The following is an 18,739-nucleotide window of genomic DNA, read 5'->3' on the forward strand; positions in this document are numbered from 1 at the left end:
CTGTTTCAAAATTTTATTGCTCCCAGCATCAAAAAAGATAAAAGGACCGGTCATAATTAAATATGAGGCCTCACTCCCCATAATCTGTGATAGTTAATTTTACACTGTATTTGATCGGAACCTTACTAAACCTTTTATCCCAATCTTTTTTGACCTTTTCCCACACTCTAGGATGCTCAATTCTTAATCGATCTCCAAAGCCGGCAACATCTGTGCTGTACTCGGCTTGCAATTTTTTTAATACTTGTTTCACCAAACGATGTACTTCTTTTTCAACCACTTTTTCTTTCTTTTTTAGAGACTCATTTTTAACAAGGGTTCTCGACGTCGCCCAATTTTCAGATAGGCGGCCCTCTGATTCGATTTTCACATCAAAAGAGATGTTATTTGCATCGACATGAGATGTAATTTTGCTTTTCATTGATTTTATTTCGTAAACAATAAGCTGCCCTGTTTTTGGATCAAAGCTTTTCACTACACCGCCTTTTCCTGTTCCTGTTATCCATGTTAATCCCTCTAATTCCATTTCATTTAAAACACCACGCATCTTTTTTGTCTTGCCTTCGATTACGGCAGCTCCCGCAAATTTTCCTTCTTCATTTGCTGAAATCACATTTTGCAGGAGAAAACTAGTTCCAGATTGCATCTTACCCACTAGTTTAACCAGCGGCATAGGAGGCAAAATTCTTGTTGTTTTAGACCGATTATTTACAATTCCAAGTAAACGGAATGCTGGAATTTCTCCTGTTTCCTCTATATTCAACGTCTTACTGGCTCGGCCGCTGCTAATTAGCACAAGACAGCTAAGTCTAATCTCATTGTCACGGAGATATTGATCCAATAGTTGTTCCAAACTATATGTGCGTGCAAGACTCGCACTGATAACAATCACTTTTAAGTGTGGGCTGAACATAGGATGATTCGTTCTCAATGAAAATTCCCGAGTCATTTGATGGATGGAATCCCCAGTTTCAGAAATGTTAATATAAGGTTTAGATTGGGAACCGCCCCCCTTATCCTTAGTCCCTGTTGATTGGGGGTTAACAAATTGGTAGGTCAATGTTATACGATTCCTTTTGATGTATCCTCCTCCTTGCTTTCTTAGCTCTTTCTCAACTACTGACTCTTGACCTTTATCCATTGCTATACCCGTAGTTAAACCCCGATCTTCAATTTCCTTACTGCTCCAGCATCCTGTAAGGGACAGAAGGAAAAGAATTGAAAAGGGAAGCAAGAGAAGCCTCACATTATTATTGAGTTTCATGATTTCCCCCCTTTCAATTTCGAAATAATGAGAAGCGGCAGCGGCAGCAAACCAAATAAAAGCAACGCAGCATTACCAGCCATATCCCCAAGCTTAAACAGATCATTGATATTTGTTGGGATCATGGAAACGATATAAGCAACTGGAAGCAAAGCATACATAAATGGATAATTGCGGTGTCGTAATACGGTCATTCGTATTAAGCATTGTCCCTGATCTACTTCCTTTCGGTGTAATCTATCCTTTGCGCGTAGGGTCTTTCGTATGCATACTCGCTGGGCGACGTTTCATCATCATGAGCGGCAAACGAACCATAAAGTCTCTCCATTCCCTTAGTCGATACGGAATAGCCGGACTTGTATAAGGTACACCAAAACTTTTCAGCTTCACTAAATGACTGTAAAGAAAGAGAAAAAATAGGATAATCCCATACAATCCAAATATGGCAGCGCAAAACATAGCTGTAAAGCGAAGGATACGTAACGTAATCCCTGCGTTATACTGGGGAATAGCAAAGGAAGAAATGGCGGTGACCGCCACCACGATTACCATAACTGGGCTGACAATCCCCGCTTCTACAGCAGCCTGTCCAATAATTAGCCCGCCGACAATCCCCATCGTGGGACCAATCGGCTTGGGTAGGCGCAGCCCGGCTTCCCGTAAAATCTCGATGGCTACTTCCATAATCAATGCTTCTATAAAAGCAGGAAACGGAACACCTTGCCGTGTTCCTATAATGGAAATAGCCAGTTTAGTTGGGATCAATCCCGGATGAAACGAGATAAAGGCAATATAGAGGGAAGGTGTGAAAAGAGATATGAAGGCTGCTATATAACGCAATATACGGATGAGTGAAGTCGGCAGCCAACGTTCGTAGTAGTCTTCCGGCGATTGCAGCATCATGTTAAATGTAACTGGAACGATTAAAGCAAAAGGTGTGCCGTCCAGCAAAATTGCTATCCGCCCTTCCATCAATGCACTGATGACGCGATCAGGGCGTTCCGTATTTTGTACTTGCGGAAATGGGCTTAGATAATTATCTTCGATAAGCTGCTCTACATATCCTGATTCAGGGACATTATCAATATCGATTTTCTGAATCCTTTTCTTTACCTCTTCCACTAATTCCGGGTTAGCAATATCTTTGATATAGGCAATAGCCAGCTCCTTTTTTGCACGTTTTCCTACTTGGAATTTCATGATGGATAGACTCTCATTCTTCCCCTGTTGCCGCAAAAGAGCAGTATTATTGTTTAATACCTCCGTGAAACCTAAACGTGGACCTCTGACCAAAGCCTCTGATACAGGTTCCTCAATACTCCGTGTTTGTCCTTTCGATGTACCGAGAATCAAGACATCTGGTGATCCATCGATTAAAAGGGCAGTAGAACCTGTCAACACTTCTGGCAACAAATCTTTTATATTATGTACTTCCTTTACTTCACTAATAGAAAGGACGGAATTTTTAATAAACTCTTTTGAAACAGTGCTTTTCACAATAGCTTGTTCCTGCTTATATTCTTCGGAAAGTTCCAGCATCAGTGATTTCATAATATGTGTGTCTATGAGCTCTTTATCTGACAACCCTTCAACAAATACGATTGCCGATCGAATGCACGTGTATCCTATGTTAAACTCTCGAAAGTGAACATCCGAGTTATGTCCGATTTCTTGCTTTATGAGCTCTAAATCTGAGATGAAATCACCAGTAAAATGAACTGCTGAATTTTGAGAAGGTGTAGATTCCGGTTTGCTATCACTTTGCATGATATATTTTTGCATCTGTTTGTTCTTTGATTTCCACCATTTCATTCTTATCACTCTTTCTCTGATGCATGGACCCAATTAAAAAACTTTGAGATCAAATACGGAATGAAAAATACAATAAAAGCTTGCATACAAACTTTCCAGTCTGGAAGATAGGAAACAATCATGCTCCACATTTTTTTATCACCCTATAAATGCACCATATCAGGAGCAAATTCCTAATAAAATTTTGTTATTGATTTAATAAAAACTTTCTCTAATCGTTAAGAAACAGAATAGTTAGAGATAATTCCATTCAGTGCTGAATTATTATAAGAGGTGGTTAACACTGAGAATTCTATCCAAATATACAATATTAACCATAATCTATTTGATATTATTTCATTGTGAAATTCTTTATATGCATCCGTTTAAATTTCGTTATCTTAGATTCGTAAAGTTTTCCTGACTTTCCATCCTCGGTTCTGGTACAAAGCTCAAACGTTGTCAAAACACAAATAAAAACATAAGGTTATTTCCGAATGTTATATTTTTTATTTCATTATTTGCCTAAAGGCTCGCCAATCGGCGAGTCTTCTTTATATTTTCCCTAAGATTCTAATTTTCAAAAAAAGGTTCTGAATATTTGCATTATTATATTGACTGATAATTTTATTTGTCTTACAATTAGACAAAAGATGTTATAAAAAATGAAGGGGAGGAATTCATAATGAGTATAGTTAGGAAAGCGCCGACAGGTATATTGGGATTTCCAGTTGCGCCATTTCGTACAGATGGCAATCTTGATGAAACAGCTCTAGTTAAAAATATCCAATTTTTGCTGAATGAGGGCTTAGAGTCCATTTTTATTGCGTGCGGATCAGGTGAATTCCATTCGTTAAACAAGAGGGAATATGAATCAATGGTGGAGATAGCAGTTTCTGTAGCTGGCGGAAAGGTACCAGTATATACAGGAGTAGGCGGTAATCTTTCACAGGCATTGGAGTATGCGAGATTTTCGGAGGAAAAGGGTGCCGATGGTTACTTAATTCTTCCGCCATACTTAATTGAGGGGGAACAGGAAGGTTTAGTAAGTTATCTTAAGACAATTATCGAAAGCACAAGCTTAAATGCAATTGTCTATCAACGGGATAATGCCATTTTGACACTGCCGAGTCTGCAGCAGTTGCTTGTATTGCCGCAGTTGGTAGGTTTGAAGGATGGATATGGCAACATGGAACTGAACATCCAGCTCACACAAACAATAGGAGACCGCTTGGGCTGGTTAAACGGTATGCCTATGGCTGAGGTGACGATGCCTGCCTATGTTTCTCTTGGATTTGATTCATATTCATCTGCTATCTCGAATTACATACCACATATATCAAGAATGTTCTATGACGCTCTTTTAAGCAATAACAAGGAGCTAGTTAGTGAGATTTATCAAAATGTAATCCTGCCTATTAACGATATTCGAAAACAGAGGAAGGGATACGCGGTATCATTAATAAAGGCTGGTATGGAAATAGTCGGGTTACCTGTTGAAAATGTAGTAAGGCCGCCGATTATTCCTGTAGAAAAAGAACATTATCAGCAGCTAGAAAGAATTTTAATAAATGCTTTTAATCGATATCCCAAAGCTGGACAAGGAGTTTTATCGTAAACTCACTTTTTAAAGCTGAGTATATAAAAACAAAATGAAAGCGCTGTATTGTAGGCTGAAGAAACAATATTAAGGGGGATCAAAATGACTGTAAGTACAAAAAACAAACTGTATTTAAACTTTATCGGCGGTAGTTGGATAGCCGCTGCTTCAAACAACACATTTAAGAGCATTAACCCGGCAAATATGAATGAAGTAGTAGGCTATGTGCAAAATTCAAGCAAAGAGGATTTGGATCTTGCTGTTACAGCTGCAAGGAAGGCGCAGGTTGAATGGAGGAAATTAACGGGAGCTGCACGGGGGCAATATCTGTATGCTGCGGCAAATGTAATGGAGAAGCATCTTGATGAAATTGCGGAATGCGCTACTCGGGAAATGGGAAAAACCTTGGCGGAAGCAAGGGGGGAAGCTGCTAGGGGTGTTGCTATTCTTCGTTATTATGCTGGTGAAGGAATGAGGAAGGTAGGAGAAGTGATTCCGTCTACTGACAGTGAGGCGCTTATGTTTACAACAAGAGCTCCTTTAGGAGTGGTCGGTGTCATTACGCCGTGGAATTTTCCGATAGCCATACCAATTTGGAAGGTGGCTCCTGCATTAATTTATGGAAACACTGTGGTACTTAAGCCAGCTACAGAAACAGCAGTAACATGTGCCAAGATCGTTGAGTGCTTTGAAGAGGCCGGCTTACCCGCTGGTGTACTTAATATGGTGACAGGCTCCGGTTCTGTAATTGGGCAGGGGATTGCTGAACATCCTGACATTAACGGTATCACCTTCACGGGATCTAATGGTGTAGGGAAAAAAATAGGTCACGCAGCACTGGCACGCGGGGCGAAATACCAGTTGGAGATGGGAGGGAAAAATCCTGTTATCGTAGCTGCGGATGCTGACCTTGACCTAGCGGTGGAAGCGACAATTAGCGGCGCATTCCGTTCGACCGGGCAAAAGTGTACAGCTACTAGTCGAGTCATCGTCCAAAGCGACATATATGAAACCTTTAAGGGGAAATTGTTGGAGAAAACAAAGGAAATTACGATTGGTGATGGCTTAAGAGAAGGAATTTGGATGGGGCCATGTGCCAATGAAAACCAATTAAAAACCGTTCTTTCTTATATAAGAAAGGGAATTGATGAAGGAGCAACTCTTCTAATTGGGGGAGAGAAAGTAGAGAACGATGATTGTAAGTATGGATTCTATGTCCAACCAACTATATTTGATAACGTAACTACAGAAATGGCTATTGCTCAAGAAGAGATTTTTGGTCCAGTTATCGCACTGATGAAAGTAGACTCAATGCAAGAGGCGTTAGAGATTGCCAATGATGTTCAATATGGGTTAAGTGCTTCCATTTTTACAACGAATATTGGTCATATGCTTTCGTTTGTTAACGAAATGGATGCGGGCCTTATTCGGATTAATTCAGAAAGTGCTGGAGTAGAGCTGCAAGCTCCGTTCGGCGGCATGAAGCAATCGAGTTCCCATTCTCGTGAGCAAGGTGAAGCAGCGAAAGAATTTTTTACCTCCATCAAAACGGTTTTTGTTAAAGGTTAAGAAAAAACGGAATATTGGCAAGAAAGAATGAGAGAAGCTGAGGGGAAAGCTGAAGGGGAGTCAATAGATCCCCCTTCTCCTAAAAAGTAACAAAATATCTTACATCTTATTCTATTTTCAAATAGTATGTTAGTAGGGATGCGAGTCTATAGCCAACGAGCGTTCTACAACCTTTACAAGAATAATTGTAAGCGATACCAAAGTGTTTTAGCTTTCTCTATTCCTATTCAACTTCATAAATTGCTAGCCGTAATAAATAAGAGAGTGTACGAGTTTGTGGCATATAAACAGAATTACTGAAGGGAAGAAATGAAGGGAGATTTATGAATCAAGGGGGAGAATGTTTATGAACATTGACAAAGCTGTAGCAAGCAGTACTGTGGTGGAAATAAAGAAAACTCGTGTTCGTTGGTTTATCGTTTTTATGTTGTTTTTAGTCACCGCTGTTAACTATGCTGACCGCGCGACGCTTTCCATTGCAGGACCTTCCATGTCAAAGGAGCTTGGTCTGGATTCTGTTATGATGGGATATGTTTTTTCTGCCTTTGGTTGGTCGTACGTACTGGGGCAAATTCCGGGCGGTTGGCTCTTGGATCGCTTTGGCTCTAAGAAGGTTTATTTTTGGAGCATATTCCTCTGGTCACTATTTACACTTTTACAAGGCTTGATCGGCGGCTTTGGTTCTGCTGCTACTGCCGTTATGATGCTATTTGCTTTACGCTTTTTGGTCGGTTTTGCGGAAGCGCCTTCATTCCCAGCTAATAGCCGCATTGTAGCTTCTTGGTTTCCTAGTAAGGAGCGTGGAACAGCTGCGGCAACCTTCAACTCTGCACAGTATTTTGCAACGGTGCTCTTTGCGCCAATCATGGGGTACATCACGCATTCGTACGGCTGGCAGTATGTATTCTTCTTCATGGGAATTGTAGGTATTATTTTGGCCTTTGTTTGGACGAGAGCTATTCATAGTCCTAAAGATGACCCGCGTATTAACAAAGCTGAGCTGGATTATATTGAGCAAGGCGGCGCTTTAACAAATATGGATCAAGTGAAAGTGAAAACCGACAAAAAAGAAGGACCGAATTGGCAATATGTGAAGCAGCTGCTTTCAAACCGCATGCTGTTAGGGGTTTATCTTGGGCAGTACTGCATCACGACCCTTACGTATTTCTTTCTTACATGGTTTCCGGTTTATTTAGTTCAAGAACGCGGGATGTCCATCCTTAAGGTTGGTTTTGTTGCTTCATTGCCAGCAATTTGCGGGTTTGTCGGCGGTGTATTAGGAGGCATGTTCTCGGATTTCTTACTAAGAAAAGGCTATTCTCTTACAATTGCAAGAAAAATTCCGATTGTTTTGGGAATGCTAATGTCTATGAGTCTAGTAGCGGCCAATTATATCGAAGCTGAGTCAATTGTTATTTTTGTAATGGCTTTGGCTTTCTTTGGTAAAGGGTTTGGTGCATTAGGCTGGGCTGTTGTTTCTGATACATCACCAAAGGAAATGTCTGGGCTAAGTGGCGGGCTTTTCAACACATTTGGAAATATTGCTGGGATTACGACACCAATTATTATCGGATATATTATCGCTGTGACAGGATCTTTCAATGGTGCTTTAGTTTTCGTTGGTGCGAATGCATTAGTCGCTATATGCAGTTATCTATTCCTTGTCGGTGAAATTAAGCGTGTCGAGCTGAAGAAATCTTAATCCCTGTAAGCTTGTTTCATAGAAACAAAGTTTACAGGAAAGCATAATTGGTGACTGTACTGTCTTAGCACGGCACCCAACAGGCTCTGTACCAAACATTTGAATGGGGGAAAGATAATGAATACTCAAATGACTGTTAATAATCAGATGAAAACGGAAGGTGTAGCTGGTGCACCGATTATTACTGAAATGCAGGTTATCCCGGTTGCGGGCCATGACAGTATGCTGCTTAATCTGAGTGGTGCCCATGCCCCTTACTTTACTCGTAATATTGTAATTTTGAAGGATAATGCAGGGAATATGGGCGCTGGTGAGGTTCCGGGGGGAGAGCGTATCCGCCAAACGCTGGAGGATGCAAGGGAATTGGTTATTGGTCAATCTATTGGGACATACAACAACATTCTTAATCATGTACGTAAGCAGTTTGCTGATAGAGATGCTGCAGGGCGCGGTCTGCAAACATTTGACTTGCGCATTACAATTCATGCCGTGACGGCACTGGAAGCGGCATTGCTCGATCTAGTAGGAAAATATCTCGGTGTACCAGCAGCTGCCTTACTTGGTGAAGGGCAACAGCGCGATAAGGTAGAGATGTTAGGCTATCTATTCTATATAGGTGATCGCAATAAGACAGACCTTCCATATTTGAGCGCGCCTGATGCGGAAGACGATTGGATGCGCTTACGTCATGAAGAGGCGTTAACTCCGGAGGCGATTGTACAGCTTGCAGAAGCAGCATATAAGCGGTACGGTTTTAACGATTTTAAATTAAAGGGCGGTGTACTGCGCGGTGAGGAGGAAATAGAAGCAGTTACAGCTCTGGCTGAGCGTTTCCCTAACGCGAGAATTACGCTTGATCCAAATGGCGGTTGGCTCTTGAAGGATGCAATTAGATTATGCCGTGATCAGCACAAGGTGTTAGCATATGCTGAAGATCCTTGCGGTGCAGAAGATGGCTATTCCGCACGTGAAGTGATGGCTGAATTCCGGCGTGCCACCGGTCTGCCTACTGCTACGAATATGATTGCTACTGATTGGCGTCAAATGGGGCACGCAATTCAGTTGAATTCGGTCGACATCCCCTTGGCGGATCCGCATTTTTGGACGATGCAAGGATCGGTACGTGTTGCACAGATGTGTCATGAATGGGGACTGACTTGGGGTTCACACTCTAACAATCACTTTGATATTTCCTTAGCAATGTTTACCCATGTCGCAGCAGCTGCACCAGGGAAAATCACTGCTATTGATACACATTGGATTTGGCAGGATGGTCAGCGTTTAACAAAAGAGCCGTTTCAGATTGTTGATGGGCTGGTAACTGTCCCTAATAAGCCTGGGTTAGGAATAGAAGTGGATATGGTGCAAATTGAGAAGGCACATCAGCTCTACAAGGAAATGGGACTAGGGGCACGTGATGATGCCAAGGCGATGCAGTATCTCATTCCAGGTTGGAAGTTCGATAATAAGCGTCCTTGCTTAGTGCGTTAAAAGCGGCTTAGAAGCTTTTGGTACATCATCCCCTGTTGACTGGGCCGGGTTACATCGCTTCATGAAATGAGAAGCGGTGTCCGGACATGGAGGCAATGGATCGGAAATTCTATCCTGGGTTTCGGATCAATCTTTCTATTAAGGATTTGAGTAATGTGTTAGAGACTTCCCATGAAATAGGGGTGCCGCTGCCGATTACTGCTTCAGTCATGGAAATGATGCAGTCCCTCAAGGTAGATGGCCTGGGTGACGATGATCACGGCAGCTTAGTACGATATTATGAAAAAATGGCAAGAATTGAAGTGAAGCGTTAATCGATGAGAAGGTAAAATCTCTTATTCATTATACAAGAGGTTTTACCTTCATTGTGTTTTAGGGAAATCCATACATGCACAGATTAAGGCTTAGAAGAATCCAGGTTTTTTGTTAAAATTTTAGAAATTGCTTTGAATCAGGTTTTTTTCATAAGCTAATCATGTGAATGTATTGTCATACAATATAATTAATTTTACAATATAAGTATTAAATCATTTTGCTAAGAGGAGGGAAGGGCTTGTGGAAGAAACTACAAAAAAGGTAGTAGTCGAGTCTGTTAATCGAAGCACATTATCTAAGCAGGTTGTGGAACGGATTGTTGATTTATTAATGAGTGGTCAAATGAAGCCTGGGGATAAGCTGCCTCCAGAAATGGAATTAATGGAGGAATTACAAGTTAGCCGGCCGGTATTGCGCGAAGCGTTGAGCGCGTTGGAAACACTTGGGGTAATTACGCGTAAAACTCGTGAGGGGACGTTCTTTACAAATAAAGTTGGAAGTCAGCCTTTTTCAGTCATGCTGGCTGTATCGGTCGATAACCTGCCAGCTATTATAGAAGCAAGGATGGCTTTAGAACTAGGGCTCGTTACGATGGCAGCAGAAAAGATAACTGATGAGCAGTTGGCAAGGTTAAAGGAGACAATAGACCTTATAGCTAATAGCGTAGATGATGATTATGGAGAAATAGACAAGGAATTTCATCGAATCATTGCTTTAAGTGCCAATAATCCAGTTGTGGAGGGTATGATTAATTCTTTGCTGATTACGCATGATAAAGTGAATAACCAGATTAAGTTCAGAGAACGGGATCTGACAGTCGAATATCATACTGCTATTTATAATGCGCTGGCTAAGCATGATCCACATGAAGCTTTTATGCAAATGTATCGGCATCTTAGTTATGTTCGGCAGAAAATTCTGCAGCAATATAACCCTGCTCATTGAAGGTCCCCCACTTATCGGCTGAAATTGCCTGAAGTGGGGATTTTGTTTCACTCTAGGAGTATAAATTTCCAGCTAGAAGCGAATTTGGCGCAGCGGGAAATTTTAAGAATAAAGTATCAGTGCAACTACGCCTCTGTCTTCGCCTAACGGCTCGCCAGTCGGCTGGTTTTCTTTATTCCTCCTTAGATAGCGCGGGCAAAAATTTGCATTGTTAGGGAAACCGATTATGGGAAAGCTCTGTTCACTTTTCCCCTGGAAACAAGATAGATCTGGAATATTGCTTTCCAATCAATAAATCATACTGGAGCAACCGATATTCGTCTAATAGCTTCTGGTCATCCTTTGTAATGGTTTTGCCGATTTCGCCGTCACGATTTACTTTTAGTTCCCGGATAATGCCATGATACCGTTCGTAAAGTGACATGAGAAATTGATAATACGGCGGCAATGGTTCCTGTAAAATTTGGAATAGAAGGGGACCGAAGTAAATGGGACTTGTTGTTCCCAGCTTTACAGAAGGAATCGGAAAGTTCGCCGTAATAAAAAAGGGAGTTTCGTGCATTCTCCGGCTCTCCTCACTTGTGCCTCCGGTTTTGATAAATCCTGAATTGTATATTGTATTGTTATTTTCTCCAAATGTCGGAAGATGGTCCCCCCAGAATACAACAATAGTCGGCTCATCTAGAGTTTGGAGCTGCTCCATCAGATATTGGAATGCTTCACTCGACTGACGCACTCCCTCCGTATAGGTTTCCAACACTTGATTGCTTTTTTCATCTAACCCCTCTACATTGATTTCGGTTGTTTTGAACCTTCCCGGTAGATAGGGAAAATGGTTTTGCATCGTCACAGTATGAATAAACACAGGCTTAGTGTGACTTTTCAGCATATCGATCAACTCTTTTGAAACAGATAAATTACTAACGTGCTCAGCAGCCATTGCTTTGTGCTTCATTTCCTTCATAGAAATGAAGGACTGAAATCCAAGCTTTGGGTAGATAACGTCTCTTTTAAAAAAATACTTTTCAAAAGAGTGAAGAGCAACAGCATCATATCCTCGCTGTCGTAAGATGCTCGCGATGTTGGGAACACTTCCTTTTTTATCGAATACTTGCATATATGGAACACTTCCCTGCTCTAGGAAGCTTAATGAAAACCCTGTTAATGCTTCAAATTCCACGTTTGCTGTTCCGCCTCCAAACATAGGAGACAGGGTATACCCGGAGGTGCTTTGCTGCATCGTTTCTCGAATATAAGGAATAGGGTCTTTTCCAAATTGTACATTTGGCAGAAGGGTTGGATCCCAAAAGGCTTCATTCATTAGATAGATAATATTTGGTTTCGTGCCAGCTTCTGTACTTGCCGTAACAGTTTGTTTTTGCATATGGTATGCTACATCTTTAGCGAGTTGCAGTACATTCTCCTTCGTATAGTCCTTTGGTTTTTCAAAAACATCTTGATTTATACTTAAAACAAATCCTAATACTGCTCCGTTTAACTCGTAGTTTAGCACAGGATCCCATTTAATTAACTCAATCTTCGTTACCTTAAAAATCGCAGACATGATAGAGCTCTCATAATTGGTATAAGACCAGATAATAAATCCCGAAGCACCTGCTACAATAATGCGATGAAGCCAATGAGGTCTATATTTAGGCAGCTTTGCTTTCAAAATCACGAGAGCTGCCAGACCGAGAACAAATACGACGAGTGAGAGAATAGAAATTTTTTGTATAATCATTGGAATGAGATCTTTTACTTGTTTAATCTGCCCAAAGTCTGTTGGGTATAGGGGCTGTCCAAGTATTTTTAGCTTGAGGTAATTGGTAATAGCTAAAAGACAAAGTACTGTTATAGATACAATGGCTCCAATATAATAGCTTCCAAATAAGGCAAAGATGAATAACATAATACTTGTAATTAATATTGCTGTCATGATGACATGATTTGGATATTGCTTCATCCATAATAAGGTTTTATAAATATCCATTACGTTCTGTGCCATAAAAAATAAGATAGAGACAGCTAGAGAGATAAGGATGAGCAGCATATAAACAGAAAGGCTTACTGTCCAGTCCTTGGTGGTACGCCGAACTTGAACCAGCAAGATACTCGTTGTGCAAACAAAATAGATAACTGTAGTCAGAGCAAGCATATTAAGCAGATATGGAGCGGGAAAGGAACGAATGAGCACGAGTGTCTGTTGAATGGAATAAGCTGCCTGAAAAAATTTATACATATTTACTAAGAGAAACGCTAGTAGAAGGCTCCCGATGAAGGTGGTGAGATAGATTTTATAGGTCTTGTTTATGTTTACTAAAGGTTTCATCATACAAGCTCCTAACTCGTTTATAGTAATGCACAGAGGTTTGCATATGTAAATTATTCCAAATATAGGGGTGATTTAAACGAGTTATTGTATTCTGTTTATTTTTTGTGCCCGTAAATAAGGCTGAAATGATGCCCGCTTTATACAAGCAAGAAGATAGAAAGGAGTATGTATCATTCCACTATAAAGCTTTCTTTTTATAATCTTTTGTGTAAAAATATGGAATTTTCATATTTGAGGGCAGCTTAACTTGTGTGTATCGCGGACAGCTTGACCAGTCGCGGCCAAGCAGCGATATTCCTGTTACAGGGGAATCCATCCGTAAAGCATTGGATGCGTTATTAAGCGGACAAGAAGTTGATCCAAATCAAAGGCCAAGTATGAGCTGTAATATTAAGTGGAAGCAAGGCTAACCTGAATAAAAAGGCAGCTTGCAGCCTGTTTTATAATTTTGCAAGAAGGTATACACATGATATGATTTGTCTATTATAGTAGAACAGGATTAAATGATATGAATGCTAGAAATGTAAAAGACAACAAGGTACATAGCAAAAAGAAAACATCTGCAGCGCCAATAAGCAAGGCAACAGAAAGCAAGAAGCCTAGAAAAAGAAAACCTTCCGTTCCAAAAAAGCAGACAATCATGCAGCGAGCAGCATATCCTGGGCCGTTACGGAGTACGCTTCTCTTATCGGGAGGAGTACTCATTGTTTGTTTGTATGCTTGGTTCATAGAGGCAGATATTGCAAGCGTGCTCAGCAGCAATCAAGGAGTTATCGCTGTCTTTTTCGGGTTTATCGGCTTTCACTTTCTGCTGATCTATATTGGATATCAAATGGGGAAGCAAAAAGCACGACGAAAAAAGACGAGAAGGTAGATTGGCTATACAATAGTATTCCATAAGTAAGAGCTTGGCCTTAGGAAGGAACAACTTAGCCAAGCTCGCACGTATTACTGCAGCGATAATGCGAAACTGCAAACTTTTGTTTTAGTGAATACGACTTCCGCCTGCAAGCTGCTGCTGAGCCATCATAACAAGGCGTTTTGTAATCTCGCCTCCAACAGAACCGTTTGCGCGGGATGTTGTTTCTGCTCCAAGCTGGATGCCGAATTCTCGTGCGATTTCCAACTTCATTTGGTCAATAGCAGATTGAGCTGCTGCAAAGAGAAGTTCATTGGAGTTATTTCCTCCAGAAATAGTTGTAGTGCGTGGCATATGTATCACCTCCTTAACTAGGTCTTGCATATAGAATGTGCTAAACTTAAATATATTATTACTTTTTTATTTTCTTTTTTAGATTGAAAGCATCTGAATAAGTATGGCTGCAATATGGATTTGTTAGATTCCGTTTTAAAAGTTTGGGAATACAGAGAATACAATCAATGGAAAAAAAGCTAATCATCTAAATAGATGGTTAGCTTTTTTCTTTGCCCTTTAAGAAAGTATAAATTTCCAACTAGAAGCAAATCCGACGCAGCAGGGAATTCTAGGAATAATCAGTGCAACTACGCCCCTGTCTTCGCCTAACGGATCGCTAATCGGCCAGTTTTCTTTATAGACAGGCTTTTTAGAGCTGTAAATTAAAATGTGTAATTTGCTATAGATAATAGGTAATTTTCTGGGTAAGAAGTGTACAGATTGAAAAAACCTAAAAAAACCTATTTTTTCTAAATTTAATGTTGACAACATTGTGAGTGCCAAAATGTAATTTTGTATAAATTGATAACATATATGAAATCGCTTTATTATAGGTGTGTAAGATAAACAAATAACAAACATCGAAGGGAGCGTTATCAAGCATGAGCCAAGCAGTTAAAGAAAAGACTGATGCTAGAGTAAAGATACAACGATTTGGTAGCTATTTAAGCGGTATGGTTATGCCGAATATCGGCGCATTCATTGCGTGGGGACTTATTACAGCATTATTTATTCCAACAGGCTGGTTACCGAATGAAAGCTTTGCCAAATTAGTTGGTCCAATGATTACGTACCTTCTTCCGCTTCTTATCGGTTTTACAGGCGGTAGAATGGTGTATGATTTACGAGGCGGAGTAGTCGGTGCGACTGCGACAATGGGGGTAATTGTCGGCTCCGATATTCCAATGTTTTTAGGGGCTATGATTGTAGGACCTCTTGGAGGATATTTAATTAAGAAATTTGACCAAGCTATCCAAGGAAAAGTAAAATCTGGCTTTGAAATGCTAGTCAACAATTTCTCTGCAGGAATTATCGGCGGACTGTTAACATTACTTGCTTATACAGGAATTGGCCCAGTTGTTTTAGGGTTAAGCAAGGCTTTGGCAGCAGGAGTTGAAGCAATTGTTGATGCAGGATTACTGCCGCTTGCAAATATTTTTATCGAACCAGCGAAAATTTTATTCTTAAACAATGCAATTAATCATGGTATTTTAAGCCCGTTAGGAATTGAACAAGCAACAGAAACAGGAAAGTCAATTTTATTCCTATTAGAATCCAACCCTGGTCCGGGACTTGGTATTTTGTTAGCGTACTGGTTATTTGGCAAAGGTGCAGCAAAGCAATCCGCACCGGGTGCAGTTATTATTCATTTCTTAGGCGGAATTCATGAAATTTACTTCCCGTACGTTTTGATGAAGCCAGTCTTAATCTTAGCGGCAATTGCCGGCGGTGTGAGCGGTGTATTCACGTTTAATATCTTAAACGCAGGCCTGGTGGCGGCGCCATCACCAGGAAGTATTATTGCTTTGATGGCTATGACGCCAAGAGGCGGATATTTCGCAGTATTGGCTGGGGTTATCGTAGCTGCGGCTGTATCCTTCGCTGTTGCTTCTGTTATCTTAAAAGCAAGCAAAGAGAATGAAGAAGAGGGCGATTTAACTGCTGCGGCAGAAAAAATGCAGGAAATGAAAGGGAAACGCAGTGCTGTAGCTACAGTATTAGTGGATGAAAAAAATGAGACTCCTGTAGTTGCTGGATCAGTAAATAAAATTGTGTTTGCTTGCGATGCAGGTATGGGTTCTAGTGCGATGGGTGCGTCAATTTTGAGAAATAAAATCAAAAAGGCAGACATTGATGTGACAGTTATTAATACAGCAATCAATAACCTTCCTGAAGATGCAGACCTTGTTATTACGCATAAGGATTTAACAGACCGTGCAAAAGCGAAGCTTCCAAACGCACAGCATATTTCAGTAGAAAACTTCTTGAACAGCCCAAGATATGATGAAATCGTAAACAGCTTGCAGGACAAGCTTGTCGGAAGTGCAAAATAAGAGATTTTTAAAGAAAACTCGCCGATTGGCGAGCCGTTAGGCGAAGACAGAGGCGTAGTTGCACTTACACTTTATTCCTGAAGTTTCCTACTACGTCGAATGAGCTCCTAGCTGGAAACTTATACTTTCTTAAAGTGTAAGAAAGGACCCGGTGTAATTGCATCGGGTCCTTTTACAGGTTGAAAAGCTTTGTTTGTACATCTGTTTTAAAATAATGGCAACAATGATTGTGACGAAATTGAATTTTGTCCTTGTTGTTTCTAGGTTGGTGACGCTTTATCATAAGAATATAGGCATACAAATTTAATATTGTCAGCAACCTAATGAGGGGATTTGATAAGAAATTTTTATACGGAGTGGATTCAATGTATATTTCCGCACGTGAGAGACAAATTCTTGAAATTTTATTATCCACCAAAGATGAGTTAACGGTAAAAGAGCTCGCAGATGAAATTCGTGTCAGCGTAAGAACCATTCACCGCGACTTAAAGAACGTGGAAGATATTTTAGCGGAATACGATCTAACGTTGTTAAAAAAATCAGGTGTGGGCATTCAAGTGGCTGGGAGTGAACAGAAAATTAATGAGTTACAGTTTTTTCTGTTCGGTCTTTCGCATACCGAATATACACCGGAGGAACGTCAAACCATCCTTTTATGTACGTTATTAGAAGCAAAAGAACCGGTTAAGCTGGCAAGTCTGGCAAATGATTTAAATGTGACAGTGGCTACGGTAAGCAATGATCTAAATAAAGTAGAGGAATATTTACAGAAGTTTGGGCTCTCTCTGCTGAGAAAAAGAAGCTACGGAGTAGAAATTCAAGGCCCTGAAGGCTCGAAGCGAAGAGCGATGACCAATATGATCTCCGAGCATTTGAATGAATCGGAATTTCTCTCAATTGTAAGAGAAAACATTCAAAGGAAATCAGCGCAGCAAATCGATTCGATTTCTGAGCGGTTATTAGGCCTGGTAGAAAAAAAGAAGCTGCTTATTGTCGAGAAAGCGATCGAAGAAGCGAATGAGGACTTAGCGTATTCAATGGCCGATAGTGCGTACATTGGCTTGGTTGTGCATCTTGCTTTAGCCATGGAACGTATTCTGCAAGGAGAAAATATTACGATAGATCCGTTATATTTAGATGAATTGCGAGCTACGCCAGAATATGCGGTTGCTGAAAAAATAATTAGGCAATTAGAAAAGGCCTTTCAAGTTGAGATTCCTGCTGCTGAAATCGGTTATATTACGATGCATTTACGAGGCGCTAAGCTGCGGCATGATAAAGAATATTTAATAGAAGATTCGAGTCTTCAGACAGCGATTCATGCAAAGCTTCTCATCCAATATGTGAGCGATCAATTAGATCAGGATTTAACAAATAATCGATCCTTACTCGAAGGATTGGTCATCCATTTAAAGCCTGCGCTTTATCGCATTAAGCATAATATGGGCATTAGCAACCCGCTGCTTCACAAGGTTAAGGGGGATTATCCAGAGCTATTTTCTATTGTGAAGCATGGAATGGAAAAAACCTTTTCTGACCTCGTTATGCCGGAGGAAGAAATCGCTTATGTAGTCATGCATTTTGGATCTGCTCTATTAGGTAATGTAAGAACCAGTGATGTAAAAGCGTTAGTCATTTGCTCAAGCGGTATTGGCACATCCAAGATGCTCGCCACGAGGCTGCGGCAAGCATTTCCTGAATTGCAGCAGGTGCAAAACATTTCGCTATTCGAACTGCCGCAAATGGATATAAATGATTATCACCTAATTATCTCAACGATTCCGTTGCCTGATTTTTACGGAGATTATATTACGGTGAGTCCGATTTTAACAAAGGATGAAATTGAAAAAATTAGACCGTATATCACAAAGTATACTCAAAGGAAGCCATCTGTGAAAACAAACGACACCGCTTTCGCCAGTGAGAAGAATCGGCACCAAGTGCTTGGACGGATGTACAGTATTCGAGACTATGCTGATATCATGACAACGCTGTTGGATGGCTTCGTCTTGAAGGAGGTACAGCCTCCGTATTCAATCGAGGAGATTCTGGTTAGAGCATGTACAGATCTATATGAAAAACAAGTGATTACAGATGTAACAGAGGTTGTTCGTGCCTTAATTGAGCGGGAAACAATAGGCGGGCTTGGCATTCCGAATACATCGCTGGCGCTATTTCATGCGCGTTCCCCATATGTGCAGTGTCCTTCTTTTACCATATACAGCTTAGGAGAGCCGATGGAAGTACGAGCGATGGATGATTCGGTTATAGCAGCAGAAAATATTCTTATACTATTATCTCCTGAGCAGGCTTCGGGCAAGATGTTAGAGCTGCTCAGTTATATTAGTTCTTTGCTTATTGAAAGCGACGAAAGTATCGCCGTATTTCAGTCTAAAAATGAGGAATGGATTGCGAAATATCTCACCTTGAAATTTGATCAATACTTTGAAGAAAAAATAAAAGAAATAAGGAGCGTATAAT

Annotated in this window: 14 protein-coding genes and 1 pseudogene; 10 read left to right on the forward strand and 5 right to left on the reverse strand. The window is 40.6% G+C overall.

Annotation, left to right across the window (positions count from 1 at the left end; all coding sequences use genetic code 11):
* Window positions 1-70 precede the first annotated feature (70 nt).
* The 3 genes and pseudogenes from AC6HZ4_RS03780 to AC6HZ4_RS03790 form a co-directional block, all read right to left on the reverse strand.
* Window positions 71-1,264 (reverse strand): Ger(x)C family spore germination protein, encoded by a 1,194-nt coding sequence (locus AC6HZ4_RS03780; protein ID WP_497493710.1) that lies wholly within the window; start codon window positions 1,262-1,264, stop codon window positions 71-73.
* Window positions 1,261-1,434 (reverse strand): annotated as a pseudogene (locus AC6HZ4_RS03785) (spore gernimation protein); the annotation flags it as partial. The gene AC6HZ4_RS03780 and the pseudogene AC6HZ4_RS03785, both read right to left, overlap by 4 nt.
* Before the next feature lie 67 nt (window positions 1,435-1,501).
* Window positions 1,502-3,076, reverse strand: a complete 1,575-nt coding sequence (locus AC6HZ4_RS03790; protein ID WP_497493711.1) for a spore germination protein — start codon at window positions 3,074-3,076, stop codon at window positions 1,502-1,504.
* 664 nt (window positions 3,077-3,740) lie between these two features.
* Between AC6HZ4_RS03790 and kdgD the strand changes: the two genes are divergently transcribed.
* The 6 genes from kdgD to AC6HZ4_RS03820 all read left to right on the forward strand — a co-directional run bounded on the left by kdgD (window position 3,741) and on the right by AC6HZ4_RS03820 (window position 10,677).
* On the forward strand, window positions 3,741-4,673 hold the full coding sequence (kdgD, locus tag AC6HZ4_RS03795) for a 5-dehydro-4-deoxyglucarate dehydratase (RefSeq protein ID WP_497493712.1): 933 nt from the start codon (window positions 3,741-3,743) through the stop codon (window positions 4,671-4,673).
* Between the two features lie 84 nt (window positions 4,674-4,757).
* Complete coding sequence (gene gucD / locus AC6HZ4_RS03800; RefSeq protein ID WP_497493713.1) at window positions 4,758-6,224, forward strand: alpha-ketoglutaric semialdehyde dehydrogenase GucD; 1,467 nt, start codon at window positions 4,758-4,760, stop codon at window positions 6,222-6,224.
* Window positions 6,225-6,570: 346 nt separating this feature from the next.
* Window positions 6,571-7,926, forward strand: a complete 1,356-nt coding sequence (locus AC6HZ4_RS03805; protein ID WP_497493714.1) for an MFS transporter — start codon at window positions 6,571-6,573, stop codon at window positions 7,924-7,926.
* Window positions 7,927-8,055: 129 nt separating this feature from the next.
* Window positions 8,056-9,417 carry a glucarate dehydratase gene (gene gudD / locus AC6HZ4_RS03810; RefSeq protein ID WP_497495589.1) on the forward strand — a complete coding sequence of 454 codons (1,362 nt, stop codon included), beginning with the start codon at window positions 8,056-8,058 and terminating at the stop codon, window positions 9,415-9,417.
* 95 nt (window positions 9,418-9,512) lie between these two features.
* Window positions 9,513-9,731: an NAD-binding protein gene (locus AC6HZ4_RS03815; protein WP_497493715.1), complete on the forward strand. Its 219-nt coding sequence runs from the start codon at window positions 9,513-9,515 to the stop codon at window positions 9,729-9,731.
* A 241-nt stretch (window positions 9,732-9,972) separates the two neighbouring features.
* A complete protein-coding gene (locus tag AC6HZ4_RS03820; protein WP_497493716.1) occupies window positions 9,973-10,677 on the forward strand; it encodes a FadR/GntR family transcriptional regulator in 705 nt (234 codons plus the stop codon).
* Window positions 10,678-10,918: 241 nt separating this feature from the next.
* Here the strand turns inward: AC6HZ4_RS03820 and AC6HZ4_RS03825 are convergent, their stop codons facing one another.
* Window positions 10,919-13,009 (reverse strand): LTA synthase family protein, encoded by a 2,091-nt coding sequence (locus AC6HZ4_RS03825; protein ID WP_497493717.1) that lies wholly within the window; start codon window positions 13,007-13,009, stop codon window positions 10,919-10,921.
* Between the two features lie 251 nt (window positions 13,010-13,260).
* On the opposite strand from AC6HZ4_RS03825, the gene AC6HZ4_RS03830 reads away from it, so the two are divergent.
* Entirely contained in the window at window positions 13,261-13,419 is a 159-nt protein-coding gene (locus AC6HZ4_RS03830; protein ID WP_497493718.1) for a hypothetical protein, read from the forward strand.
* Between the two features lie 98 nt (window positions 13,420-13,517).
* Window positions 13,518-13,883, forward strand: coding sequence for a hypothetical protein (locus tag AC6HZ4_RS03835; protein ID WP_497493719.1), 366 nt, complete (start codon window positions 13,518-13,520; stop codon window positions 13,881-13,883).
* Window positions 13,884-13,994: 111 nt separating this feature from the next.
* On the opposite strand, the gene AC6HZ4_RS03840 is transcribed toward AC6HZ4_RS03835, so the two are convergent.
* A complete protein-coding gene (locus AC6HZ4_RS03840) occupies window positions 13,995-14,222 on the reverse strand; it encodes an alpha/beta-type small acid-soluble spore protein (protein WP_497493720.1) in 228 nt (75 codons plus the stop codon).
* A gap of 584 nt (window positions 14,223-14,806) precedes the next feature.
* On the opposite strand from AC6HZ4_RS03840, the gene AC6HZ4_RS03845 reads away from it, so the two are divergent.
* Both AC6HZ4_RS03845 and AC6HZ4_RS03850 read left to right on the forward strand, forming a co-directional pair.
* Window positions 14,807-16,258 (forward strand): PTS mannitol transporter subunit IIBC, encoded by a 1,452-nt coding sequence (locus tag AC6HZ4_RS03845; protein ID WP_497493721.1) that lies wholly within the window; start codon window positions 14,807-14,809, stop codon window positions 16,256-16,258.
* 365 nt (window positions 16,259-16,623) lie between these two features.
* Complete coding sequence (locus AC6HZ4_RS03850; RefSeq protein ID WP_497493722.1) at window positions 16,624-18,738, forward strand: BglG family transcription antiterminator; 2,115 nt, start codon at window positions 16,624-16,626, stop codon at window positions 18,736-18,738.
* The last annotated feature ends 1 nt before the right edge of the window (window position 18,739 follow it).

This window comes from Ectobacillus sp. OTK (assembly GCF_059698935.1).